A 22,538-nucleotide genomic window follows, 5' to 3' on the forward strand; every position below is an offset into this window, starting at 1 on the left:
TGTCAGGCGTCTCCGTGTTCGAGGAGGTCTTCGAAGAGTTCCTGCACGGCTTCGAACCGCTTCCGTACCTTCTTGGGGTCGCCGGTGGCCACGGAGATGGACCTTTCGAACTCGGTGTCCTCCATGAGGTCCGCGAAGGCATCCAGTGCGTCCAACTGCCTCAGTCTGTCGTGCTGGAACGGGGCGAGCCCGGCCAGATTCACCGCGACGGTCTCGAACAGGGCCTTGTTGATGGGCGACTTGCGCTGCTGGCCCGAGCGGAACTTGCGGAAGGCATGGACACCGAAGATCGTCTGGGCCGCCGTCATGGCGCTGGTGAACTCGTACCGCAGGTGCTCCTCGTCCGCAGGGTCGAAGCGGTTGATGCGGTGCATGGCATCCGCCAGGAACCCGTCGAAGTCACCGTTGCGGTACCCGTCCGGAGGAGTGAGCCGGAAGGCCACGAAGCGAAGGACCATCTCGCGGTCGGCCATCCGGTCCCCGACCACGCTGTACCCGGTGGCGCTGCGGAACTCCTGGGAATCGGCGAGCTCCGCGAGGAGGGTCCTGGAGCGGCCCGGGATCAGCGCGTGCCGGATTTCCTGCCGGGTGAGGGGCTCGCCCCCGGTGTTGATGCGGGCGAAGACGTTGAACATGACCGGTTCGGGGGTGCCGCGCCTGATGACGTGGACGACGACCTCGGTCTCGCGCAACCGGATCTGGAGCTTGCCGGAGAGGTCGTGGAAGCCCGCCCCCGCGAAGTTGCGCAGGTACTCCAGTCCCTTGAGCCTCAACGGCGGGGCGTCAACCGTCTGGGCATCGAAAAAGCGGGCGATCGAGGTCAGGCGCTGGATGCCGTCAACGATGGCCCAGCTGCCGTCCTTCTGCTCGGCGGCGTAGAAGGACGGGATGGGAATGCGCAGCAGCAGCGACTCGATCAGGCGGCTCTGCTTCTCGTCCGTCCAGATGCCGGCCCGGCGCTGGAAGTCGGGCGCGAGGTCGATCATCTCGTTGCGGAGCCGGGAGATCAGCAGGTCGACCGTGGTGGTGCGGGTCTCGATGTCGATGTGCTCGGGGTCGAAGGGCGAGGTGATCTCGTCGACGCCCTCCTCGACGACCTCCCGCTCGACATCGGTGGGCTGCCCGTCGGAAGTGGTCTCCCGGCCGAAGAGCTCGTCCAGGCTGACGAAGTGCTCCCCCGGCGCCTCCTGGTACCGCTCGTAGACCGACCGCCGGTCCCGTGTTCGTCCCTGGCTGCTGTCCTCCAGCGCGGCCATGTCGCCCGTCGCCCTCGCCCTCGTCTCGTGCCGGGTCGTCTCTCGGTCCTGGCCCTTCCTCACCCTACCGGCCGTGACCCCGCGGTGACGGCCGAGCGCTCGGCGCAGTGGGGGCAGGACGGTGCCGGGTGACTCGGCTCGTCACCCGCCTCCTCGGGTTCCCCGGTAGTGGACGAGCGGCGGTTGCCCTCGGCAAGTGCCGCGATCAGGCGTTCCGTGGTCTCCCGCATGCGCTCGCGGGCGGCGGGCGGGCGCCATGACAATCAGCGTCGCATCCGACACCGACAGTCAGGTCAGGGCGACCTCGCACCAGACGGTCTTGGTGTACGGGTCGCCATCGTTGGTTCCCCAGTGGGTGGACAGGGCCTCCACGAGGAGAAGGCCCCGGCCGGAGTCGAGGTCGGGGCACGGCGGAGGGATCGTGCCGGGAGCGGGTGGGCGGCGCTCGGGATGCGCGTCCGTGACTTCGATACGGAGAGCTGGACCCCCTGGACGGAGGGCGAGCCGCAGGCGGAAGTCGCGGCCTCGCACTCGGCCGTGCCGCACCGCGTTCGTGGCGAGTTCGGCCACGAGGAGCGTCGCCGTCCGGTTGGCCTCGGTGTCGTACGGCCAGCCCCAGCAATGGAGTTCCTCGGCGGCGAGGCGGCGGGCGAGGCGGGCGCCGCGCGGGGTGGCCGAGAGCAGGATGGTGAAGTGGCGGGCGGGAGCGGTGTGTTGCGTGAGCCCGGGGCGGAGTGCCGGTGAGTGGGCAGTATCGCGATTCATGTCACTCAGCGTGGTCGGCCACCTCTACCCTGACCAGTAACGACGGCGGTACGCAGCGTCACTGTCCGGGTGCTGTCCGGCTCTGTCCGGGCGACGTGGCGTTACGCGGTGCGCCGACGAGGAGTTGGGTACGGACGGGGCGACGCGGAGGTGCGCGAACGTGGGTGCGACGGGTCAGACAACGCAGGGCGGCGACGGGACGGAGCCGTACGACAGTGACGACGAGGAGTCGGCGGCCGTACTGCGGACGATCGGCAGGATCGTGAAGACGTGCCGCGAGCGGAAGGGGCTCACCCAGGCCGAGTTGGGGGCGGCCATCGGTTACAGCGAGGAGCAGGTTTCCTCGGTGGAGCGGGGGCGGCGGGCGCCGAGTGAGACGTTTCTGGAGAAGGCCGACAGGGTGTTGGAGGCCGGTGGGCTGATCGCCGGGCTGAAGAAGGATGCGGAGGAGGCTCGGTACCCGAAGAAGGTGCGGGATCTGGCGAAGCTGGAGTCAAAGGCGGTTGAGCTGTGCGCCTACGCCAACTCCGTCGTCCACGGCCTGCTTCAGACGACGGAGTACGCGAGGGCGTTGTACGGGATGCGGCGTCCGCCCTTCACCGAGGAGGAGATTGAGCACCTTGTCGCAGCGCGCTTGGGACGCCAGGAGATCTTCGACCGGCAGCCCGCACCCGTGTTCAGTTTTGTCCTGGAAGAGGTGACGCTTCGCCGTCCGCTCGGGGGCAGAATGGTGATGCGGAAGCAGCTCGAACACCTGTTGGGTGTCGGTCGGCGACGGAACGTGGAGATCCAGGTGATGCCCACGGATCGTGAGGACCACGCCGGCCTCGCGGGATCGCTTCAGCTGCTCCGGCTCGAGGAAGGGGACACCGTGGGGCACAACGAGGTCCAGCTCACCAATCGGCTGATCTCCCACCCCAGGGAGCTCCAGATCCTTGAGATCCGCTATGGCATCATCCGGGCCCAGGCCCTCACGCCCCGTGAGTCGCTGGCCTTCATCGAGAAAGTGCTGGGAGAAACATGATGACCAACCCCTCGACGGGGAACGGTTCCGCGCTGGAGTGGTTCAAGAGCAGCTACAGCACGAATGACGGCCCGGAGTGTGTGGAGGTCGCCTTCGCCCCCAGGACCATCCACGTACGCGACTCGAAGCATGTGCAGGGCCCTCAGCTCGCCTTCGGGCGCCAGGAGTGGGCCGCCTTCGTCTCTTACGCCACCGATCACTGACGCACGACGACCACGCTGACGCCCCGCGTCCGGTTCTGTACCGGGCGCGGGGCGCTGGCGCATCCGGGTCAGGTGGACGGCGGAGTCCACTTGCCCCGGTCGAACGAATCCTTGATCGAACGTGTGGCACGGTCAGGCCACCGGGCGCCCGTCGCGCTCACAAGAGCTCTCCCGCAGGGCACGCAGGGGGTCGTGCGCGATCTGGGGTTCGGCGGACCAGATCCGGGTCGCACGGGTGCCGGGGGTGTAGCTCGGCCAGGACGGATCGAGGTCGCGGACGAACCGCACCCAGGACTCGTGGAGAGCGTCGGCGAGCGGCTGAGGAGGGTGGTCGCCGAGGGCTTCGGGAACGCCGGGAGCGTTCAGGAGATCGAAGGCGAAGGGGAGGTCGACGCAGTGGTGTGCCAGGCCCTCGAAGGCAGGCGCGGTGGCCGGCCATTCGAACTGATAGAGCCAGGTCGGGCGTCCCGTGCGAGCGCGGGCCTCGGCGATCGCGAGGGCGGGAGCACGGAACAACTCGTCGGTGAGGGCCGCACCCAGCTCGGGGGGTTCGATCATGTGGAACTCGTGGGCGGTGAAGCCCAGCATCAACGGAATGTCCGCACCGGCCTCGCCGTCGACGAGTGCCTCGTGCACCGGCTCGGGGACGAGCTCGCCGTCCGCGAAGGGGGCGAGGAGCAGCATCGGCATCGCGTCGCTATCGGGACCCTGCTCGCCCAATCGGTCCTGAAGGTCGAGGAGTTCGTCGTCGGTCAGGTCGCGCAGGGCGGCGGCGGTGGCCGGACGCCAGTACGGGAGGTGAACAGCGCCGACACCTTCTCGGCCATGTCCCGTCCCTGGGGCCGCATGACCGCTCCGGAGACCGAGAGAGCGGCCCGGAAGAGGCCCTGGGCGGCCGGAACCGCGAGCAGGGTCTGGACGGCGCCACCGCCCGCGGACTGTCCGGCGATGGTCACCTTCGCCGGATCGCCGCCGAACGCCGCGATGTTGTCCCGTACCCACTCCAGTGCCGCGATCCAGTCCCGTACCCCCCGGTTGTCGGGGGCATCCTCCAGTTGCAGGAAGCCCTCGATTCCCAGCCGGTAGCCGATGGACACCAGCACCACGCCGTCCCGGTTGAACGCCGCCCCGTCGTACCACGGGCTGGCCGCCGATCCGGCCACGTAACCACCCCCATGGATCCACACGAGGACCGGCAGACCCGCTTCCGGGTCGGCGGCCGGGGTGAACACATTGAGGTTCAGTACCCCCTCTCCCGGGATCGAGGGCTCCGGAATCGTGGTGACCTCGGCGAAGGCACGGCGCTGCGCCGTCGGTCCGTACGCCATGGCATCCAACGGCTCCGTCCAGGGGGCCGGCGGCACTGGGGCCGCGAACCGCAGTTCACCCACCGGGGGCTGCGCGTAGGGAATGCCGAGGAAGCGAAGGGGACGCGGCGCGCGAAGGATCCGCTGGACAGCGGTTTCCCGTCCGTGCCGCCCCGGCCGGAGGATGCGTCGGCGCCCTCCGCCGAGGAGATCGAGGCCGACTTCCTCGACCGGGTTCGCAAGGCTCACGACAACGGCTGGGCAATGGACGACCAGCTGATCGAGCCGGGACTGATCGCCGTCACCCTGCCCGTACGGGACCCGGCCGGCGCGGTGGTCTGCGCGGTCAGCGTGGTCAGCCACACCAGTGGGCACAGTGCGCGGTCACTGGCGGAGCAGGCACTGGCCCCGCTGCACCGCGCGCTCGCCGCCATGGAGGCGGCCCTGGCCTCCCCGACCTCGACCGCCCCGGCGGAGAAGGCCGGAGCGGCGGACCCCTGCGGCGCTCCGTCGCAGACGGAGATGTCCGGCAGCACGCTCCCCGAGGCGGAGCTCGCCACGCGACTCACCCGGGCGGCGACCGAGGCACTGACCCCCGCACGGTGACGACACCCCAGGGACTCCGCGAGGCCGTGGCAGCCACCGCCCGGCGCGGCTACGGATGGGTGGAGCAGGAGCTGGAGGACGGGCTGCGCTCGCTCGCGGCGCCGGTCACGGACGGCGGCGGGCGGGTGGTCGCAGCGGTCAACGTGGCTCTGCACGCCGGCCGGGCCGCCCCGGAGGAGAGCCTGGCCGCCCTGCTGCCGCACCTCCAGCAGACCGCCGCCCGTATCAGCGCCGACCTCGCCGCCGTGGGCCGCTTCTCCCCGCTGACGGCCGTCTGAACGCCCCGGACACGCCCCCGACGGCCGCTCAGTCCCCGTCCGTCGCCGGACGGAGCACCGCCACCGCGTCGAGCATCAGCTCCAGGGCGAAGGGATAGCCGCTGTCGCGCATGTCGGCGGCGAGGAGCGGGAAGGCAGCGGCGATGTTCGAGTGGGTATCGGGCGAAAGCCTCCCGTACACCGCGTGCCAGACCTCCGCGTCTGCCTCCTGGGCCTTCTTCGGAAGGGCGAGCGCGGCGGCGTCCTGGGCGGCGAAAGCGAGGGCCTGGTCGACGAAGGCGTGGTAGATCCGCACCGCGAGGGCGTCCGGGAAGCCTCCGGAGCGGAGAATGCCGAGGATCGTCCCGACGGCCCGGATCTCATGGGGACGCCCTGTCGTACGGTGCACCGCGAGGAGGGCGGCCTGCGGGTTGGACCGGTAGGAGGCGTGAATGCGCAGACCGATCGCGCGGAGGTCGGCCCGCCAGTCGCCGGTGGCCGTCCAGCCCTCCTGCGCACGGCCGATGAGTTCGTCCGCGAGGGCGAGGAGCAGCGCGTCGGTATTGCGGAAGTAGCGATAGAGAGCACTGGGATCCGCGCCGAGTGCGGCGCCCAGTCTCCGTACCGAGAGCGCTTCGGCGCCGTGCTCCGCAACCAGACGCAGCGCGGTCTCGACGATCAACCGTTCCGAGAGGACAGCCCCGCACTTGGTCGGTCTGCGACGCTGTCGTCTGCCTTGGGGTACCACCCGCTCAGCCATGCCCGGACGTTACGTCAACACCATTGACGTGTAAACGGCCGCCCCGCTTCCATGAGGTCCACCGACCCGTCACCTCACGCTCTGGAGCCTCACATGACCACGGCTGACCTGGTCTTCACCCGCGGCCCCGTTCTCACCATGGATCCTGCGCGTTCCCGGGCCACCTCGCTCGCCGTCGTCGGCGAGCGGATCGTGGCCGTCGGCCATGACGAGGTACGCGCGCTCGTCGGCCCCCGCACCGAGGTCGTCGACCTCACCGGGAAGCTGCTGATCCCCGGGTTCCAGGACGCCCACATCCACGCCGTCTCCGGCGGGACGGAGCTGGCCGAGTGCGATCTGACCGGAACCGTTGGGGTCGCGGACTACCTGGCCCGCATCCGTTCGTACGCGGATGCCCACCCGGACCACATGTGGATCACCGGCGGCGGCTGGTCGATGGAGAGTTTCGAGGGCGGGCTGCCCACCCGGCACCTGCTCGACTCCGTCGTCCCGGACCGCCCGGTCCTGCTGTCGAACAGGGACCACCACGGCGCCTGGGCCAACACCAGGGCGCTCGAACTCGCCGGGATCACCGCGGCCACCCCCGATCCCGCCGACGGACGGATCGAACGGGAACCGGACGGCACTCCCAGCGGCATGCTCCAGGAGGGCGCCGCGGCACTGGTCGCCCGACTGGTGCCGGCAAGCACCCCCGCGGACCGGCTGGCCGGCCTCCTCCGGGCCCAGGAACTGTTGCACTCCCTCGGCATCACCGGCTGGCAGGACGCACTGCTCGGTGTGTTCGGCGGCAAACCCGATCCGTCGGACGCCTATGTGACCGCCGCCCGCGACGGCTCGCTCACCGCCCGGGTGACCGGCGCTCTCTGGTGGGACCGGGAGCGAGGGGCCGAACAGCTCGACGAACTGGTCTCGCTGCGCGAGAAGTTGAGCATCGGGCGGTTCCGGACGGGCTCGGTGAAGATCATGCAGGACGGCATCGCGGAGAACTTCACCGCCGCCATGACCGCCCCCTATCTCGACGGCTGCGGCTGCGCCACCACCAATAGTGGGCTGAGCTTCGTCGACCCCGAGGCGCTGCGCGGATACGTCACCCGTCTCGACGCCCTCGACTTCCAGGTCCACTTCCACGCCCTCGGCGACCGCGCCGTCCGCGAGGCCCTCGACGCCGTCGAAGCCGCGGTGGCCGCCAACGGCCACCGCGGCAATCGCCACCACCTCGCCCACCTCCAGGTCGTCCACCCCGATGACCTCCCCCGCTTCGCCCGCCTCGGCGCCATCGCCAACATCCAGCCCCTCTGGGCCGCCCACGAACCCCAGATGGACGAACTCACAATCCCCTTCCTCGGCCCCGAACGCGCTGCCTGGCAGTACCCGTTCGGCGATCTGCTGCGGGCCGGAGCCACCCTGGCCGCCGGCAGCGACTGGCCCGTCAGCAGCCCGGACCCCCTCGAAGGCATCCACGTCGCCGTCAACCGCAGGGATCCCGAGGCCACCGACGAGCGGGTCTTCCTGCCCGAACAGCGCCTCGACCTCACCTCCGCCCTGGCCGCCTACACGGCCGGCTCCGCCCATGTGAACGGCCTCGACGACACGGGCAGTCTGCGCCCCGGCCACCTCGCCGACCTGGTCGTGCTGGACCGGGACATCCTCACCGCGCCCCCGGAGGAGATAGCCGAGGCCAGGGTGGAGCGAACCTATGTCGGCGGCAGGCTCGTGCACTCCGTCTGAGCCCGCCGCCGCGGGGATCAGGCCGGCCCCGTCCGCAACGAGGACGCCCGTACGTCGAGGCGGGTCGGCACGAGCACCCCGGCAGACTCCCGCCGGCCATGCTCCAGGACGGCCACGAGGTGTTCGATGCCGGCCTCCGCGACCTTCCCGGGCTGCAGGCTCAGCGTCGTCACGGGCGGCTCGGTGTGCTCGGCCGTCATGTCCTCGCTCACACAGACGAGGAGCAGATCGCGGGGCACCTCGTAGCCATGGCGGCGCGCTGCCTCCAGAACGAGGGGCGGGCTCGCCTCGGCGACGACGAACAGGGCGTCGGGCCGCTCGCGGTCTCCCTCCCGGTCACCCGCCGCGGACCCCGCCAGAGCCGTCTCGACGGCGCGTACGACCGGTCCGTTGCCGGCGGCCTCGGCTCGTACGACCCGCTCCGGCAGACCGTGCTCGGTGCACCAGTCGCGATAGGCGGCGAGCACCCCCTCTGGAACCGGGTGCTGCTGTCGGGCAGAACGAGCACGGGCCGCCGTGCCCCCTGCTTCCCGAGGTGGCCCAGGGTCTCGCGCACCGCCGCGCCGGCGTCGACGTCCACTGTACGCGGGCCGGATCGTCGAGACCCGGGGCACGGACGAACTGTTCGACCGGCCACGTCACCCGTACACGGCCGGGTTGCTCGCCAGTACCCCGCGCGTCGAACCGGGCGCACCGGCTCCCAGGCCGATCCCGGGCCGCCCCGTCTCCCTCGCCGAGACACCACCTGGGTGTGCCTTCGCCGCGCGGTGCGCCCACGCGCTGCCGCGCTGCTTCGAGGAGGCGCCCGCACTTGCGCGGTTCGGCGACGGTCTCGCCGCATGCCACCGTGCCGACGAAGGGATCACACTGTGACCGCCACGCTGAACGGACTCGTGGTCGAGGGCCTGTGCAAGCAGTACGGGAACCACACGGCCGTGGACGGCGTGTCGTTCACCCTTGCACCAGGAGCCTCCCTCGCCCTGGTCGGAGAGTCCGGGAGCGGCAAGACCACGACGGTCCGCATGCTCGTCGGCCTGGAACGCCCGGACGACGGCACCATCCGCCTGGACGGCCGGGACCGTTCGGCGCGGGCTCGCAACCGGGCCGAACGGCTGGCCCGGGCCCGGGAGATCCAGATGGTCTTCCAGGATCCGTACCTGTCGCTGGACCCGCGGGTGGGGGTGGCCGACTGCGTGGACGAAGTACTCCGCCTCCACACCGAGTTGGACGCCGCCGCCCGGCGGTCGCGGGTCGTCGAGCTCCTGGAACAGGTCGGCCTCGGCGAGCGCGAGGCCGCTGCCCTGCCCCGGCATCTCTCCGGCGGGCAGCGTCAGCGCGTGGCCATCGCGCGTGCTCTCGCGGTGCAGCCCCGGGTTCTCGTCCTCGACGAGGCGGTCGCGGCACTCGACGTATCGATCCAGGCCCAGATCCTCGATCTTCTCACCACGATTCGCCGTGAGGAGGGGATCGGCTACCTCTTCGTCACCCATGACCTCGCCGTGGTCCGGCACATCGCGGACGAGGTGCTGGTACTCAGGTCGGGAAGGGTCGTGGAGGCCGGCCCGACCGCCCATGTACTGGACACCCCGGAACACCCTTACACACGTCTGCTGCTCGACTCCGTGCCCCGGCGCGGCTGGGACCCGGACCGGGCGGTGGCGGGGCGCCGAGCGCTCGACTGACCGACACGGGTACGGAACCCGACCACCGCACTCCCGCCCGGCCGACGCCCATCCCGACGCCGGCAGGATCCACCCGTCCCCGTGTCGGGTGGTCCTTGTTCGGCGGGGAGGCCGGGCTCCGTGCACATGACGTGGACTTCCGCCGGTCTGCCATGGGGCGAAGTAGTCGCAGACGCTCTGACGCAGCGGAAAGTCGTGAGGCAGGCAGCGCCGGGCCGGGCAGTGGTATGTCAGACCAATGGGCGCTTCGCGCATGTGGCTGAGCATGACCGCTTGGCACCACGAATGCGGGCCCCACGATCCGCACTACCCGCCCTTGCCCGTCTTCACGTCACCCGCTGCTCGCCCCGCCCCTGGACCGCCTGGACGAGCTCGGACCGCTCCCGACAGCATCACCGTCCACCTGGACGCCGGCTACGAATCCGACAGGACTCGCGCCCTGCTCGATGAGCGCGGCCTGCACGGTCGAATCGCGCACAAGGGCGAGAAGGCGCCCATCCAGGCAAGCCAGAGGCGGCACGTGGAGCGCACCCACGCCTGGCAGCGGCACCAGCACCGCCGTACGCCGGAACTCCCCCAGCAACACAGCAAACTCACGCCGAGCCACCACCGCCAGATCACGCTCCGACGCCACGGCAGGGACCGGTTCCAGTGCCTCACACGGTGCCATCGGCGCCTCGGGAGCAGGCCAGTCCACCAAGTCAGCGATCTTCGAACGCCGAACAGGCGGCTCCGCTACGTCATCCCCGTTAGCGAACACGCGCCGAATGCTGTCACGGCACGCTTTCCAAGAGCAACGAACAAAAATGGCCAGCCAGTCATGGCCAGGACCCGGCCCAGCTCCACCCACGCACAGGTAGGCCCGCAAATACCCATCGGAAATGGTCCCCCGAGCCCCTGGACCCTCGTTCGCTCCGAAACCCCGCAAAGAGTGACGCACCGGAGCAGCTGGGCCAGAGCCTCGGAGCAAGCGTCATCCGAGCGTCAAGAATCTTCAAGCGAGGCCCTGAAATCGTCGCCGCTGTCGCTGCATCCACCAGGGAATCGCAGGTCAAGCCACCCCCAGGGTCAGCCTGTCCGCTCGATCCAGTGCACGTAGGGAAACAGGTCGAGCGACCCGTTCCGGCAACAAACTTGCAGGTCAGGAACCCTTGGCCGCCGGTTCGAGGATCGCCACGCACTCCACATGATGCGTCATCGGAAACAGATCGAACGCCCGCAGCGTCCGCACCTTGTACCCGCCCTCCCGCAAGTACGCCAGGTCCCGGGCCAGGGCCGCCGGGTCGCAGGCCACGTAGGCGATGCGGCGGGCGCCCAAGGCGACCAGTTGCTTGACCGTGGCCTTGCCGGCGCCTGCGCGCGGCGGGTCGAGGACGATCAGGTCGCACTCGGTGATGCCGGTGCGCGGGAGGACCTGGTCGACCTTGCCGTGTTCGATGCGGACCCGGTCCAGGTCCTTCAGGTTGTGGCGGGCGTCCTCGACGGCGCGCTTGCCGGACTCGATGCCAAGGACGGCGCCCTTTTCGCCGATGCGCTGGCCGATGGCACCGGCGAAGAGGCCGACGCCGCAGTAGAGGTCGAGGGCCATGTCGTTCTTGCGGGGCAGGAGGCCCTGCATGACGGCGCGGACCAGGGTGTTGGCGGCCTGCGGGTGGACCTGCCAGAAGCCGCCGGAGCCGACCCGGTAGGTGCGGTCGTCGGCGCGCTCGCGGACGAAGGCGCGGCCGTGCACCCGGTGGACGCCGCCGTCGCGCTCGTCGACGCGCATCACCGAGACGGGCTTGTCGAGCTCGACCAGGGGCAGCCGGCCGCCGGGCCTCGGGGTGAGGATGACCTGGCGGTCGTGGGAACCCGTGGCGGCGATGGCCTCCACCGTGGCCATGCCGGGCCACTCCCGCTTCTCGATGCCGAGCTCGGTGACGCCGGGGGCCGCGATCAGGCAGCGTTCGACGGGCTCCACGTCGTGCGAGCGGTGCTTGCGCAGGCCGACCTTGCCGTCCTCGTCGATGGCGTACTGGACGCGGGTGCGCCAGGCGGGTACCTCGCCCGCCGGGAGTTTGTCGCCCTCGGCCGGCATGACCGTGCCGTCCCAGCCCGCCTCCTCGGGGGTGAGGCCCGCGAGGCGCTGGAGCTGTTCGGCGATCACTTCGCCCTTGAGCCGGCGCTGGGCGCCGGGCTTGGCGTGCTGCCAGTCGCAGCCGCCGCACTTGCCGGGGCCGGCGTACGGGCAGGGCGCCTCGACGCGGTCCTTGGACGCCTCGATGATCCGTACCGCGTCGGCGCGCAGGAAGCGGGAGTCGCTCTCGCCGTCGGTGACCCTGGCGACGACCTTCTCGCCGGGGAGCGTGTGCCGTACGAAGAGGACCCGGCCCTCCGAGGTGCGGGCGATGCAGTGGCCGCCGTGTGCGACGGGGCCGACCTCGACCTCGTACTCCTCCCCGACCAGCGACGACGTGGGTTCGTTCTGCATGAGGGGGTGGCTCCAGAGATCAAGGGAAAAACGGCCGGACAACAACCCACGAGTCTACGTGGGTGTCGTCCGGCCGCTTACCACGAGCGGGCGGGGGCGGTCAGCTCTTGTTGCTGGGTTCCTTGGGCCTGCTCTCCACGGGGCCACGGCGCACCGAGCCCGGCGCGTTCCATTCGGCGCGCTTCCTGGCGCGCTTCTTGGCCACCTCGGAGGACTCCAGCTGGTACGGCACCGAGGTCACCATGACGCCCGGGGTGAACAGCAGCCGCCCCTTGAGGCGCAGGGCGCTCTGGTTGTGGAGGAGGTGCTCGTACCAGTGGCCGACCACGTACTCCGGGATGTACACGCTCACGACGTCGCGCGGGCTCTCCCTGCGCAGGCTCTTCACGTAGTCAATGACCGGCCGGGTCACCTCGCGGTACGGGGAGTCGAGGATCTTCAGCGGGATGTCGATGCCGCGCCGCTCCCAGTCGTCCTTGAGCGCCTTGGTCTCCGCCGGGTCGACGCTGATGGAGAGCGCCTCCAGCCGGTCCGAGCGGATCAGCTTGGCGTAGGCGAGGGCGCGCAGGGTGGGCCGGTGGAGCTTGGAGACCAGGACGATCGAGTGGACCCTGGAGGGCCGGATCGTCTCGTCGGACGGGGTCTCGTCGGCGGCGATCTCCTCGGCGACCCGGTCGTAGTGCCTGCGGATCGCGGTCATCGTCCCGTAGAAGATCACCATGCCGAGGAGTGCGACCCAGGCGCCGTGGGTGAACTTGGTCGCGAGCACGACGACGAGCACCAGGCCGGTGAAGAAGGCACCGAAGGTGTTGATCGCGCGGGAGCGCACCATGTGACGGCGCTTGGCCGGGTCCTTCTCCGTCGCCAGGTGGCGGTTCCAGTGCCGGACCATGCCGGTCTGGCTGAGGGTGAAGGAGACGAACACACCGACGATGTAGAGCTGGATGAGCCGGGTCGAGTCCGCCCCGTAGATCCAGGTCAGCAGGATCGCCGCACCCGCCAGCAGCACGATGCCGTTGGAGAAGGCGAGCCGGTCGCCGCGGGTGTGGAGCTGGCGGGGCAGGTAGCGGTCCTGCGCGAGGATCGAGCCGAGCAGCGGGAAGCCGTTGTACGCGGTGTTGGCGGCCAGGAACAGAACGAGTGCGGTGGCCGCCGCGAGGACGATGAAGAAGAACGTCCCGTCGCCGAAGACGGCTGCCGCGACCTGGGAGATCACCGGGTCCTGGACGAAACCGGAGCCGACCGGGACACCGTGGTTGATGAGCTCCTTGGCCGGGTTCTCGGCCATCTTCACATCGGTGGCCATGGCCAAGGCGATGATGCCGCAGAACATGGTGACGGCCAGCAGGCCCATCATCGCCAGCGTGGTCGCGGCGTTCTTGCTCTTCGGCTTGCGGAATGCGGGCACGCCGTTGCTGATCGCCTCGACGCCGGTGAGGGCGGCACAGCCGGAGGAGAAGGCCCGCAGCAGCAGGAAGACCAGCGCGAAACCGGCGAGCCCCTCGTGCTCGGCCTTGATCTCGTAGCCCGAGGTCGGGGCGTGCATGGTGTCACCGAGGACCAGTCCCCGGAATGCACCCCAGATGATCATGATGAATACGCCGGCCACAAAGAGGTACGTGGGAATGGCGAAGAGCTTGCCGGACTCCTTGACGCCGCGCAGATTCATCAGCGTCAGGAGCACGATGGCGGCAATCGCGCACGCCGTCTTGTGCTCGACGACGAACGGGATCGCGGACCCGAGGTTCTCCACCCCGGAGGAGATCGACACGGCGACGGTGAGCACGTAGTCGACGAGCAGGGCGCTCGCCACGGTCAGCCCGGCCTTCGGTCCGAGGTTGGTGGTGGCGACCTCGTAGTCGCCACCACCGCTCGGGTAGGCGTGCACGTTCTGCCGGTACGAGGCGACGACCGTGAACATCAGCACCACGACGGCGAGCGCGATCCAGGGGCTGAAGCTGTAGGCCGACACGCCCGCGACGGAGAGCACCAGGAGGACTTCTCCGGGCGCGTAGGCCACCGAGGACAGCGGGTCGGATGCGAAGACGGGAAGTGCGATGCGCTTGGGGAGGAGCGTTTCTCCCAGCTTGTCGCTGCGCAACGCCCGTCCGATCAGAATCCGTTTGGGCACGTCGGTCAGTTTGGACACGCAGAGGATCGTAAGCGTTCCGTATGGAAGCCGCAGACGCACCACCCCCATGGCCCCGCAATCTCCTGCGCTCGGCCGAAAAAGCCACGAAATCCTTAACGGAATCCTTGCACTCAGGCGTCCGCGAAAAGGGCGCTGTAACCATTCAATGCGGGCTGGCCGCCGAGATGTGCGTATAGGACGGTGGAATCGCGGGCGATCTCGCCGCGCGCCACGAGGTCGGCCATTCCCGCCGTGGACTTCCCCTCGTACACCGGGTCGGTGACCATGCCCTCGGTACGGGCGGCGAGCCGCATGGCGTCGAGGGTCGTGTCGTCGGGGATGCCGTACGTACCCGCGTGGTAGCGCTCGTCGAGCTCGATGTCGTCCACGGTGAGTTCCCGGCGCACACCGATGAGCCGTGCGGTGGCGGACGCGATCCGGGCGATCTGCTCGCGGGTACGAGCGGGCTCGGCGGAGGCGTCGATGCCCAGCACGCGCCGTGGACGGGCGCCCGCCTCCTCCAGCGCGGCGAAGCCCGCGACCATGCCGGCCTGGGTGGAGCCGGTCACCGAGCAGACCACCACGGTGTCGAAGAACACGCCGAGTGCGCGCTCCTGCTCGGCGACCTCGTATGCCCAGTTGGCGAAGCCGAGCCCGCCCAGCGGGTGGTCGGACGCGCCCGCGGGGATGGCGTACGGCTTGCCGCCGCCCTCCTCCACCTCGCGCAGCGCCTGCTCCCAGCTCTCCTTGACCCCGATGCCGAACCCGGCGCGCACCAGACGGACGTCGGCACCGGCCAGCCGGCTGATCAGGATGTTGCCGACCTTGTCGTAGACGGCGTCGGGCCACTCGACCCAGCTCTCCTGGATGAGTACGCACTTGAGACCGGCGCGGGCAGCGACCGCCGCGACCTGGCGGGTGTGGTTGGACTGGACACCGCCGATGGATACGAGGGTGTCGCAGCCCTTCGCGAGGGCGTCGGCGACGAGGTATTCGAGCTTGCGGGTCTTGTTGCCGCCGTAGGCGATGCCGGAGTTGCAGTCCTCCCGCTTGGCCCACACCGCGGCGCCGCCGAGGTGCTCGGTGAGCCGGTCGAGCCGGTGCACGGGCGAGGGGCCGAAGAGCAGGGGGTAGCGGTCGTAGGAGGAGAGGGACGGGGAGGCTGGCGTTTCGGTGGTCACGGGAGCTCCCTGGCTCGGTGGTGGGGTGGGGTGCTGTGACAGGCAGGGTCGTCGGGCTACTCGGGCGGTTCGTCGGCGAGCTCTTCGAGCGCCCGCCAGATCTCTGCGGTGATCCCGGCCGCGGCTTCGGCGTCGCGCCGGGCGCACGCCTCGATCAGCCGCTCGTGCAGCTCCGCGGAGCCGTGGGCGGAGCCCGCCGTGCCGAACTGCCGCCACTCCAGCCGCCGGATCAGGGGGGTGTAGCGCTCGACGGTGGCGGCCACGGCGCGGTTGCCGCAGCCGGTGACGAGGACGTCGTGGAGCAGGTCGTCGGCGCGCAGCGCGTCCGCCACGTCGCCGCGGCGGGTCGCGTCCCGGAACCGGTCGTTGGCCGCGCGCATCGCGGTGACGTCCGCATCCGTGAGGCGGGGTACGGCGGTCCTGGCCGCCAGTTCCTGCATGGCCCGTACGACGGCCGCCGCGTCCCGGACGTCGCGCGGCACCAGCCGGGTCACCCGGGTGTAGCTCTGCGGCTTGGACTCGACGAGGCCCTCGCCGGCGAGCCGGGACAGCGCGTCGCGGACCGGGGCCCGGGAGAGTCCGAGGCGTTCGGCGAGGTCGGCGTCGCGGACGGGGGCACCGGGCGGGATGTCGCCGCGGACGATGGCGTCACGGATCGCCTCGTAGGCGGTGTCCCGCAGCAGGGTCCGTCGGACGGGGCGCAGGGTCTCCATGAACTGACATGTTAGATGTCTGTGAGCTTCGCACTCAAGGGTCCGTCCAAGATCCGTCCTTCGGCAGCGGCGATCGGCGGTCTTCGCCGTCCACCGCGCGGGGCGCGGCGAAAGCCCACTCGGATGAGGCTTCGCACTCCGGGCCGCATAAGCTCATCCTGGGCAACGGGACAGACCGTTGCCCCGTTGTTTGCCCGGCAAGCTGAGAAAGAAGTGTGAGCAGGGTGTTTTCGCAGGTCAGCCGGACGACCAGGACTGCGAGGTAGGCGCAAGGTGCACATCGTCATCATGGGCTGCGGGCGAGTAGGAGCCGCTCTCGCGCAGACCCTGGAGCAGCAGGGGCACACGGTCGCCGTCATCGATCAGGACCCGACGGCGTTCCGCCGCCTCGGGTCCGGATTCGGCGGACGGCGCGTCACGGGTGTCGGCTTCGACCAGGACACCCTCCGCGAGGCGGGTATCGAGGAGGCCGGTGCGTTCGCCGCGGTGAGCAGCGGCGACAACTCGAACATCATCGCCGCCCGGGTGGCCCGCGAGATGTTCGGCATCGAGAATGTCGCGGCGCGGATCTACGACCCCCGGCGTGCCGAGGTCTACCAGCGTCTCGGCATCCCCACGGTCGCCACCGTGCGCTGGACCGCGGACCAGATGCTGCGGCGGCTGCTGCCGTCCGGCGCCGAGCCGCTGTGGCGGGACCCGAGCGGCGGTGTGCAGCTCGCGGAGGTGCACACCACACCGTCCTGGATCGGTCACAAGATCAGCACGCTGCAGGAGGAGACGGGCGTCCGCGTGGCGTTCCTCACCCGGCTGGGCGAAGCCATACTGCCCACCTCGCAGACGGTGCTGCAGGAGGGCGACCTGGTCCACGTGATGATGCGTACGGACGAGATCGCGAAGGTCGAGGCGGCCTTCGCCGAGGGTCCTGAGGAGGGCGGTCACTGATGCGTGTCGCGATTGCCGGGGCCGGTGCGGTGGGCCGTTCCATCGCGGGCGAGCTGCTGGAGAACGGGCACGAGGTGCTGCTCGTCGACAAGGCGCCGACCGCCATCTCGGTGGAGCGGGTGCCGATGGCCGAGTGGCTGCTGGCGGACGCCTGCGAGATCACCTCGCTCGACGAGGCGGCGCTTCAGCGCTGCAACGTCGTGATCGCCGCGACCGGCGACGACAAGGTGAATCTGGTCGTGTCACTGCTCGCCAAGACCGAGTACGGCGTGCCGAGGGTCGTCGCCCGGGTCAACAACCCGAAGAACGAGTGGCTGTTCAACGAGGCCTGGGGCGTCGATGTGGCGGTCTCGACGCCGCGTCTGATGTCGGCCCTGGTCGAGGAGGCGGTGAGCGTCGGCGATCTGGTCCGGCTGCTGCGCTTCAGCCACGGCGACGCCAACCTGGTCGAGCTGACGCTGCCCCCGGAGTCGGCGCTGGCCGGCACCCAGGTCGGCGATGTGGCCTGGCCCGAGGACACCTCGCTGGTCACCATCATCCGCGGGCAGCGGGTGCTGACGCCGAGCACCGAGGAGACCCTGGAGGCCGGTGACGAGCTGCTGTTCGTGGCCGCGCAGGCACGCGAGGAGCAGTTGGAGGACCTGCTGTCGGTGCGCCGGGGCGACCCGGAGGACTGACCCGCAGGGCGGGCGGACATATGGGGAGGGCCCGGAACCGTGTCACACGGTTCCGGGCCCTCCCCATATGTCGGACGGACGCGGTTCTCAGAAGTCCTGGTTGCGCCGGAGCTCAGAACTCCTGGTTGCGCGCCGCGGCGGCCGCGGCCGCCTTGCGCTCCTTCTCCGCCTGCTCCTCGGCCTCCATCTCGGCGAAGACGTCGATGGGCGGCGGCGCCTTGGCGAGGAAGACCCAGGTCAGATAGACCGCGAGCAGGAACGGGGGGATCTTCAGGGCGACCAGGACCCAGCCGAACTGCGTGGTGTCGGCCCACCAGTACAGCGGGAAGAGGATCGCGCACTTGGCGAGCAGGATCAGTCCCCAGGCGTAGCTGGCCTTGGCGTACGCCTTCTTCCGGCCGGGGTTCCTGGTGCGCCAGGAGAGGTTCTCCTTGAACACCGGCCCCAGGATCAGACCGATCAGCGGCACCCCGGCGAGGGTGGTGATCAGATAGGCGAGGGCCAGGCCGAGTGTGTAGAGCATGCCCGGCAGATAGAAGTCCTTGGCGTTGCCCGTCATCATCGCGAAGACCACACCGAAGGCCACACCGAAGACACCGCTGAAGGCGTGCTTGACGGTGTCCCTCCGGATCAGCCGTACGGCGACAAGGAGCAGGGACACCACCAGGGCCGCGATGGCCGAGACGTGCAGATCCTTGTTGATCGTGAAGATGGTGACGAACAGCAGCCCGGGGACGACTGTCTCCACCATGCCCCGGACACCGCCGAACGCCTCGAAGAGCGCGGCCTCGGTGACCGTCTTCGCGTCGGCCTCCTGCTGGTCGGTGCGGGTGGTGCGGTCCGTGTCGGACGTCGGCTTGTCGAGAGACGTCACCGGCTACTCCTTGCCGAGCGGTCGGAGTTCGTATTTGGGGTTGAACAGCACCCGGCGCCCGTGACTCATGGCGATCCGGCCCGAGGCGATGAGCTTGCGGCCCGGTTCTATGCCCACGATGGAGCGCCGGCCCAGCCAGACCACGTCCAGCGGCGCGGTGCCGTCGAATAGCTCGGCCTCAAGGGCGGGCACTCCGGCGCGCGGCCGCAGGGTGACGGTCCGCAAGGTACCAGTCACCTTCACGATCTGGCGGTCGGTGCATTCGGAGATCCGCGTGCAACCCGAGGCCTGCGAGTCCTCCTTCAGCTCCTCGGACTCAAGGTCTTCCTGGGAGCTGGACAGCCGGTCGAGCATCCGCCGGAAGCGGCCCGACGGCTTCTCCGCCTTGCCGGGCTTGTCGGATCGAGGAACAGCACTCATACCCGAAGGGTACCGGTCCCGGCTGCTCCGAGTGGGTGTCCGCGGTCTCACTCGAACGGGTATACCGGCCGGGTCGCGGAAGAGTGCCCGGCGGCCCGTTCAGCCGCGCTCGAAGCGGTATCCCATGCCCGGCTCGGTGACGAAGTGCCGGGGGTGCGAGGGGTCGGCCTCCAGTTTGCGCCTCAGCTGGGCCATGTAGACCCGCAGATAGTTGGTCTCGGTGCCGTACGAGGGCCCCCAGACCTCCTGGAGCAGCTGCTTCTGGCTGACCAGCCGGCCGCTGTTGCGGACCAGGACCTCCAGCAGATGCCACTCGGTGGGGGTGAGTCTCACGTCGCGTCCCTCGCGGTGCACCTTCTTCGCCGCCAGGTCGACGGTGAACTGCTCGGTCTCGACGATCACGACGTCGTCGGAGCCGTGCTGACCCACGGGTTCGGCGCGGCGGACCGAGGCGCGCAGCCGGGCCAGCAGCTCGTCCATGCCGAACGGCTTGGTGACGTAGTCGTCCGCGCCTGCGTCCAGGGCCTCCACCTTCTCGTCGGAGGTGTGGCGGGCGGAGAGCACCAGGATCGGCACCCGGGTCCAGCCGCGCAGCCCCTTGATCACCTCGACGCCGTCCATGTCCGGCAGCCCGAGGTCGAGGACGACGACATCGGGGTGTCGGGCGGCGGCGAGCTGGAGGGCGGTCGCGCCGTCGGGCGCCGCGTCCACCTCGTACTTGCGCGCCTTCAGGTTGATCACGAGGGCGCGTACGATCTGCGGCTCGTCGTCGACCACAAGCACCCGGGTCATGGGGGCCCTGCCTTTCTGCTGTACGGCGATCGCCCGGGACGCGGACGTACCGGCGATCATGAGGTGACCTGCGTGGTCACGAGGTGACCTGCGTGGTCACGAGGTGACCCGCGTAGTCATGAAGTGTCCCGCGTGATCACGAGGTGACCCGCGCGGGCAGGTCGGGGCTGGCCGGAACGTATCCCGATGCCGCCTTGAGCGTCAGCACCATGGTGAGGCCGCCGCCGGGGGTGTCCTCGGCGTCCAGCGTGCCGCCCATGGACTCCACGAAGCCGCGGGCCACGGCGAGCCCCAGTCCGACGCCCGCGCCGCGCGGGGCGTCGCCGTAGCGCTGGAAGGGCTCGAAGATGCGCTCCTTGGCATCGTCGGGGACGCCGGGGCCGCGGTCGGCCACCCGTAGCTCCACGCGTTCGCCGAGCGCGCTGGCGGCCACGGTGACGCGTTCCGCGTAGCGGCTGTACTTCACGGCGTTCTCGACGATGTTGGCGACGGCCCGCTCCAGCAGCCCGGGGTCGACCGCGACCATCGGCAGGGTCTCGGGGATTTCCAGGTCGACGCTGTCCTCGGGGACACCGCCGAGCGCCATCGGGACCACCTCGTCGAGGTCTATCTCGCGGATCAGCGGGGTGACGGTGCCGGTCTGGAGCCTGGACATGTCCAGGAGGTTGCCCACGAGGTGATCGAGGCGGTCGGCGCCGTTCTCGATGCCCTCCAGGAGTTCGGCCTGGTCCTCGTCGGACCAGGCGACGTCATCGGAGCGCAGCGAGCTGACGGCGGCCTTGATGGCGGCGAGCGGGGTGCGCAGATCGTGGCTGACGGCGGCGAGGAGCGCCGTCCTGATCCGGTTGCCCTCGGCGAGCCGCCGGGCCTCCTCCGCCTCGTCGACCAGGCGCTGCCGGTCCAGTACGACGGCGGCCTGCGCGGCGAACGCACCGAGCACCCGGCGGTCCTCGGCGGGCAGCACCCGGCCGGAGAGGGCGAGCGCCATGTGGTCGCCCACGGGCATGTCCACATCCGCGTCCTCCGGCCGGGCCACCGGGCTCGGTCCGACACTCCCCGCGCACGTCCACGGATCGACGTCGCTCCGCCGCTCCAGCAGGGCGACGGACTCCATTCCGAACGTCTCACGGACCCGGTCCAGGAGTGCGTCCAGAGTCGTCTCGCCGCGCAGCACACTCCCGGCCAGGAAGGAGAGGATCTCCGACTCGGCGCGCAGCCGGGCCGCCTGATGGGTGCGGCGGGCCGCCAGGTCGACGACCGAGGCGACCGAGACCGCCACCGCGAAGAAGATCACGATCGCGACGAAGTTCTCCGGGTCCTGCACCGTCAGGGTGTGGGTGGGCGGGGTGAACCAGTAGTTCAGCAGCAGCGAGCCGACGGCGGCCGAGGCGAGGGCGGGCAGCAGCCCGCCGATCAGGGCCGCTGCGACGGTCAGGAAGAGAAAGAGCAGGACGTCGTTGGCGAGCCCGGGGCCGCTGTCGAGGCGGATCAGGAGCAGCGTGAGGAGGGCCGGGCCGCCCACGCCGACCAGCCAGCCCCAGATGATCCGGACCCGGCCCAGCCGGGCGCTGCGTGCGATGGGCAGCCCCCGGCCCTTGGCCACCTCTTCGTGGGTGACGATGTGGACGTCGAGGTCGGGACCGGAGTCGCGGGCGACGGTGGCGCCCACACCCGGTCCGTAGATGTACTGCCAGGCCTTGCGGCGGCTGGAGCCGAGGACGATCTGCGTGGCGTTCACCCCACGGGCGAATTCGAGGAGGGCCGACGGTATGTCGTCGCCGATGACGTGGTGGAACGTGCCGCCGAGGTCCTCCACGAGGGTGCGCTGGACGGTGAGTTCCTTGGGCGACGCGGAGGTGAGCCCGTCGCTGCGGGCGATGTAGACGGCGAGGATCTCGCTGCCGGATCCCTTGGCCGCCATCCGGGACGCGCGGCGGATGAGCGTACGGCCCTCGGGGCCGCCGGTGAGTCCGACGACGATGCGTTCGCGGGCCTGCCAGGTGGTGCGGATGTTGTGCTCGCCGCGGTACTGCTGGAGGTATTCGTCGACCCGGTCGGCGACCCAGAGGAGGGCCAGCTCGCGCAGGGCGGTCAGGTTCCCGGGGCGGAAGTAGTTGGACAGCGAGGCGTCGATCCGGTCCGGCTTGTAGATGTTGCCGTGGGCCATCCGGCGACGCAGCGCCTGGGGCGACATGTCGACGAGTTCGAGCTGGTCGGCCCGGCGGACGACCTCGTCGGGGACGGTCTCGCGCTGTCGCACGCCGGTTATCGCCTCGACCACGTCACCGAGCGACTCCAGGTGCTGGATGTTGACGGTGGACACCACGTCGATGCCCGCCTGGAGGAGTTCTTCGACGTCCTGCCAGCGTTTGGCGTTGCGGGAGCCCGGCACATTGGTGTGCGCCAGTTCGTCCACCAGGGCGACGGCCGGGGCGCGCTCCAGGACCGCGTCGACGTCCATCTCGGTGAAGACGGCGGAGCGGTACTCGATCTCGCGGCGCCGGATCTGTTCCAGGCCGTGCAGCATGACCTCGGTGCGCGGCCGGTCGTGGTGCTCCACGAAGGCGACGACGCAGTCGGTGCCCCGCTCCACGCGTCGATGGGCCTCGGAGAGCATCGCGTACGTCTTGCCGACGCCGGGTGCCGCACCCAGGTAGATCCGAAGCTTGCCGCGTGCCATGGCCCCATTGTCTTCTCTTGAACCGGCTGCGTCCGATGCGGCAGCCGCTTCGAAGCTACCCCGCGGATTG

Annotated in this window: 22 protein-coding genes and 2 pseudogenes; 10 read left to right on the forward strand and 14 right to left on the reverse strand. The window is 70.1% G+C overall.

Features of this window, described 5'->3' with window-relative positions:
- Nucleotides 1-2: 2 nt before the first annotated feature.
- Together ABZY11_RS09090 and ABZY11_RS09095 are read right to left on the reverse strand one after the other, a co-directional pair.
- Complete coding sequence (locus ABZY11_RS09090; protein ID WP_356478510.1) at nt 3-1,319, reverse strand: DUF262 domain-containing protein; 1,317 nt, start codon at nt 1,317-1,319, stop codon at nt 3-5.
- A 225-nt stretch (nt 1,320-1,544) separates the two neighbouring features.
- Nucleotides 1,545-2,021 carry an ATP-binding protein gene (locus ABZY11_RS09095; protein ID WP_356478511.1) on the reverse strand — a complete coding sequence of 159 codons (477 nt, stop codon included), beginning with the start codon at nt 2,019-2,021 and terminating at the stop codon, nt 1,545-1,547.
- Between the two features lie 160 nt (nt 2,022-2,181).
- On the opposite strand from ABZY11_RS09095, the gene ABZY11_RS09100 reads away from it, so the two are divergent.
- Both ABZY11_RS09100 and ABZY11_RS09105 read left to right on the forward strand, forming a co-directional pair.
- The gene (locus ABZY11_RS09100; protein WP_356478555.1) at nt 2,182-3,045 is read left to right on the forward strand and encodes a helix-turn-helix transcriptional regulator; all 864 of its coding nucleotides are present in this window, start codon (nt 2,182-2,184) and stop codon (nt 3,043-3,045) included.
- Nucleotides 3,045-3,248 (forward strand): DUF397 domain-containing protein, encoded by a 204-nt coding sequence (locus ABZY11_RS09105; RefSeq protein ID WP_356478556.1) that lies wholly within the window; start codon nt 3,045-3,047, stop codon nt 3,246-3,248. Before ABZY11_RS09100 ends, ABZY11_RS09105 begins: the two co-directional genes overlap by 1 nt.
- Nucleotides 3,249-3,380: 132 nt before the next feature.
- On the opposite strand, the gene ABZY11_RS09110 is transcribed toward ABZY11_RS09105, so the two are convergent.
- A complete protein-coding gene (locus tag ABZY11_RS09110; protein WP_356478512.1) occupies nt 3,381-3,938 on the reverse strand; it encodes a hypothetical protein in 558 nt (185 codons plus the stop codon).
- 164 nt (nt 3,939-4,102) lie between these two features.
- A pseudogene (locus ABZY11_RS09115) lies at nt 4,103-4,696 on the reverse strand (carboxylesterase family protein); the annotation flags it as partial.
- A gap of 24 nt (nt 4,697-4,720) precedes the next feature.
- Here ABZY11_RS09115 and ABZY11_RS09120 point away from each other — a divergent pair.
- A complete protein-coding gene (locus ABZY11_RS09120; protein ID WP_356478513.1) occupies nt 4,721-5,161 on the forward strand; it encodes an IclR family transcriptional regulator C-terminal domain-containing protein in 441 nt (146 codons plus the stop codon).
- Nucleotides 5,158-5,439, forward strand: a complete 282-nt coding sequence (locus tag ABZY11_RS09125) for an IclR family transcriptional regulator C-terminal domain-containing protein (protein WP_356478514.1) — start codon at nt 5,158-5,160, stop codon at nt 5,437-5,439. The genes ABZY11_RS09120 and ABZY11_RS09125 overlap by 4 nt, the downstream gene beginning before the upstream one ends.
- Nucleotides 5,440-5,467: 28 nt before the next feature.
- Here ABZY11_RS09125 and ABZY11_RS09130 read toward each other — a convergent pair whose 3' ends face one another.
- Nucleotides 5,468-6,178, reverse strand: a complete 711-nt coding sequence (locus ABZY11_RS09130; protein ID WP_356478515.1) for a helix-turn-helix domain-containing protein — start codon at nt 6,176-6,178, stop codon at nt 5,468-5,470.
- A 93-nt stretch (nt 6,179-6,271) separates the two neighbouring features.
- Between ABZY11_RS09130 and ABZY11_RS09135 the strand changes: the two genes are divergently transcribed.
- Nucleotides 6,272-7,906, forward strand: coding sequence for an amidohydrolase (locus tag ABZY11_RS09135; protein ID WP_356478516.1), 1,635 nt, complete (start codon nt 6,272-6,274; stop codon nt 7,904-7,906).
- A gap of 17 nt (nt 7,907-7,923) precedes the next feature.
- Here the strand turns inward: ABZY11_RS09135 and ABZY11_RS09140 are convergent, their stop codons facing one another.
- Nucleotides 7,924-8,373 carry a substrate-binding domain-containing protein gene (locus ABZY11_RS09140; protein ID WP_356478517.1) on the reverse strand — a complete coding sequence of 150 codons (450 nt, stop codon included), beginning with the start codon at nt 8,371-8,373 and terminating at the stop codon, nt 7,924-7,926.
- A gap of 49 nt (nt 8,374-8,422) precedes the next feature.
- Between ABZY11_RS09140 and ABZY11_RS09145 the strand changes: the two genes are divergently transcribed.
- From ABZY11_RS09145 to ABZY11_RS09155, 3 genes and pseudogenes are all read left to right on the forward strand, one after another.
- Nucleotides 8,423-8,779 (forward strand): oligopeptide/dipeptide ABC transporter ATP-binding protein, encoded by a 357-nt coding sequence (locus ABZY11_RS09145; RefSeq protein WP_356478518.1) that lies wholly within the window; start codon nt 8,423-8,425, stop codon nt 8,777-8,779.
- Entirely contained in the window at nt 8,746-9,588 is an 843-nt protein-coding gene (locus ABZY11_RS09150; protein WP_356478519.1) for an ATP-binding cassette domain-containing protein, read from the forward strand. The genes ABZY11_RS09145 and ABZY11_RS09150 overlap by 34 nt, the downstream gene beginning before the upstream one ends.
- A 335-nt stretch (nt 9,589-9,923) precedes the next feature.
- Nucleotides 9,924-10,132 (forward strand): annotated as a pseudogene (locus tag ABZY11_RS09155) (IS5/IS1182 family transposase); the annotation flags it as partial.
- Nucleotides 10,133-10,729: 597 nt separating this feature from the next.
- Here ABZY11_RS09155 and ABZY11_RS09160 read toward each other — a convergent pair.
- From ABZY11_RS09160 to ABZY11_RS09175, 4 genes are all read right to left on the reverse strand, one after another.
- Nucleotides 10,730-12,058, reverse strand: a complete 1,329-nt coding sequence (locus ABZY11_RS09160; RefSeq protein ID WP_356478520.1) for a class I SAM-dependent RNA methyltransferase — start codon at nt 12,056-12,058, stop codon at nt 10,730-10,732.
- Nucleotides 12,059-12,158: 100 nt separating this feature from the next.
- Entirely contained in the window at nt 12,159-14,207 is a 2,049-nt protein-coding gene (locus tag ABZY11_RS09165) for an APC family permease (protein WP_356478521.1), read from the reverse strand.
- A gap of 113 nt (nt 14,208-14,320) precedes the next feature.
- On the reverse strand, nt 14,321-15,370 hold the full coding sequence (locus ABZY11_RS09170; RefSeq protein ID WP_356478522.1) for a 1-aminocyclopropane-1-carboxylate deaminase: 1,050 nt from the start codon (nt 15,368-15,370) through the stop codon (nt 14,321-14,323).
- A gap of 56 nt (nt 15,371-15,426) precedes the next feature.
- A complete protein-coding gene (locus ABZY11_RS09175; RefSeq protein WP_356478523.1) occupies nt 15,427-16,083 on the reverse strand; it encodes a GntR family transcriptional regulator in 657 nt (218 codons plus the stop codon).
- A 273-nt stretch (nt 16,084-16,356) separates the two neighbouring features.
- On the opposite strand from ABZY11_RS09175, the gene ABZY11_RS09180 reads away from it, so the two are divergent.
- Nucleotides 16,357-17,025, forward strand: a complete 669-nt coding sequence (locus tag ABZY11_RS09180) for a TrkA family potassium uptake protein (RefSeq protein WP_072485889.1) — start codon at nt 16,357-16,359, stop codon at nt 17,023-17,025.
- A complete protein-coding gene (locus ABZY11_RS09185; protein ID WP_266357069.1) occupies nt 17,025-17,702 on the forward strand; it encodes a TrkA family potassium uptake protein in 678 nt (225 codons plus the stop codon). Before ABZY11_RS09180 ends, ABZY11_RS09185 begins: the two co-directional genes overlap by 1 nt.
- Nucleotides 17,703-17,814: 112 nt before the next feature.
- On the opposite strand, the gene ABZY11_RS09190 is transcribed toward ABZY11_RS09185, so the two are convergent.
- The 4 genes from ABZY11_RS09190 to ABZY11_RS09205 form a co-directional block, all read right to left on the reverse strand.
- Nucleotides 17,815-18,576, reverse strand: coding sequence for a DUF3159 domain-containing protein (locus ABZY11_RS09190; RefSeq protein ID WP_356478524.1), 762 nt, complete (start codon nt 18,574-18,576; stop codon nt 17,815-17,817).
- Nucleotides 18,577-18,579: 3 nt separating this feature from the next.
- On the reverse strand, nt 18,580-18,996 hold the full coding sequence (locus tag ABZY11_RS09195; protein ID WP_356478525.1) for an OB-fold nucleic acid binding domain-containing protein: 417 nt from the start codon (nt 18,994-18,996) through the stop codon (nt 18,580-18,582).
- Between the two features lie 99 nt (nt 18,997-19,095).
- Nucleotides 19,096-19,788 carry a response regulator gene (locus ABZY11_RS09200; protein WP_356478526.1) on the reverse strand — a complete coding sequence of 231 codons (693 nt, stop codon included), beginning with the start codon at nt 19,786-19,788 and terminating at the stop codon, nt 19,096-19,098.
- A gap of 136 nt (nt 19,789-19,924) precedes the next feature.
- Nucleotides 19,925-22,468, reverse strand: a complete 2,544-nt coding sequence (locus ABZY11_RS09205; protein ID WP_356478527.1) for a sensor histidine kinase KdpD — start codon at nt 22,466-22,468, stop codon at nt 19,925-19,927.
- Nucleotides 22,469-22,538: the final 70 nt, after the last annotated feature.

Source organism: Streptomyces sp. NPDC006510, assembly GCF_040611955.1.
Lineage (GTDB): Bacteria > Actinomycetota > Actinomycetes > Streptomycetales > Streptomycetaceae > Streptomyces.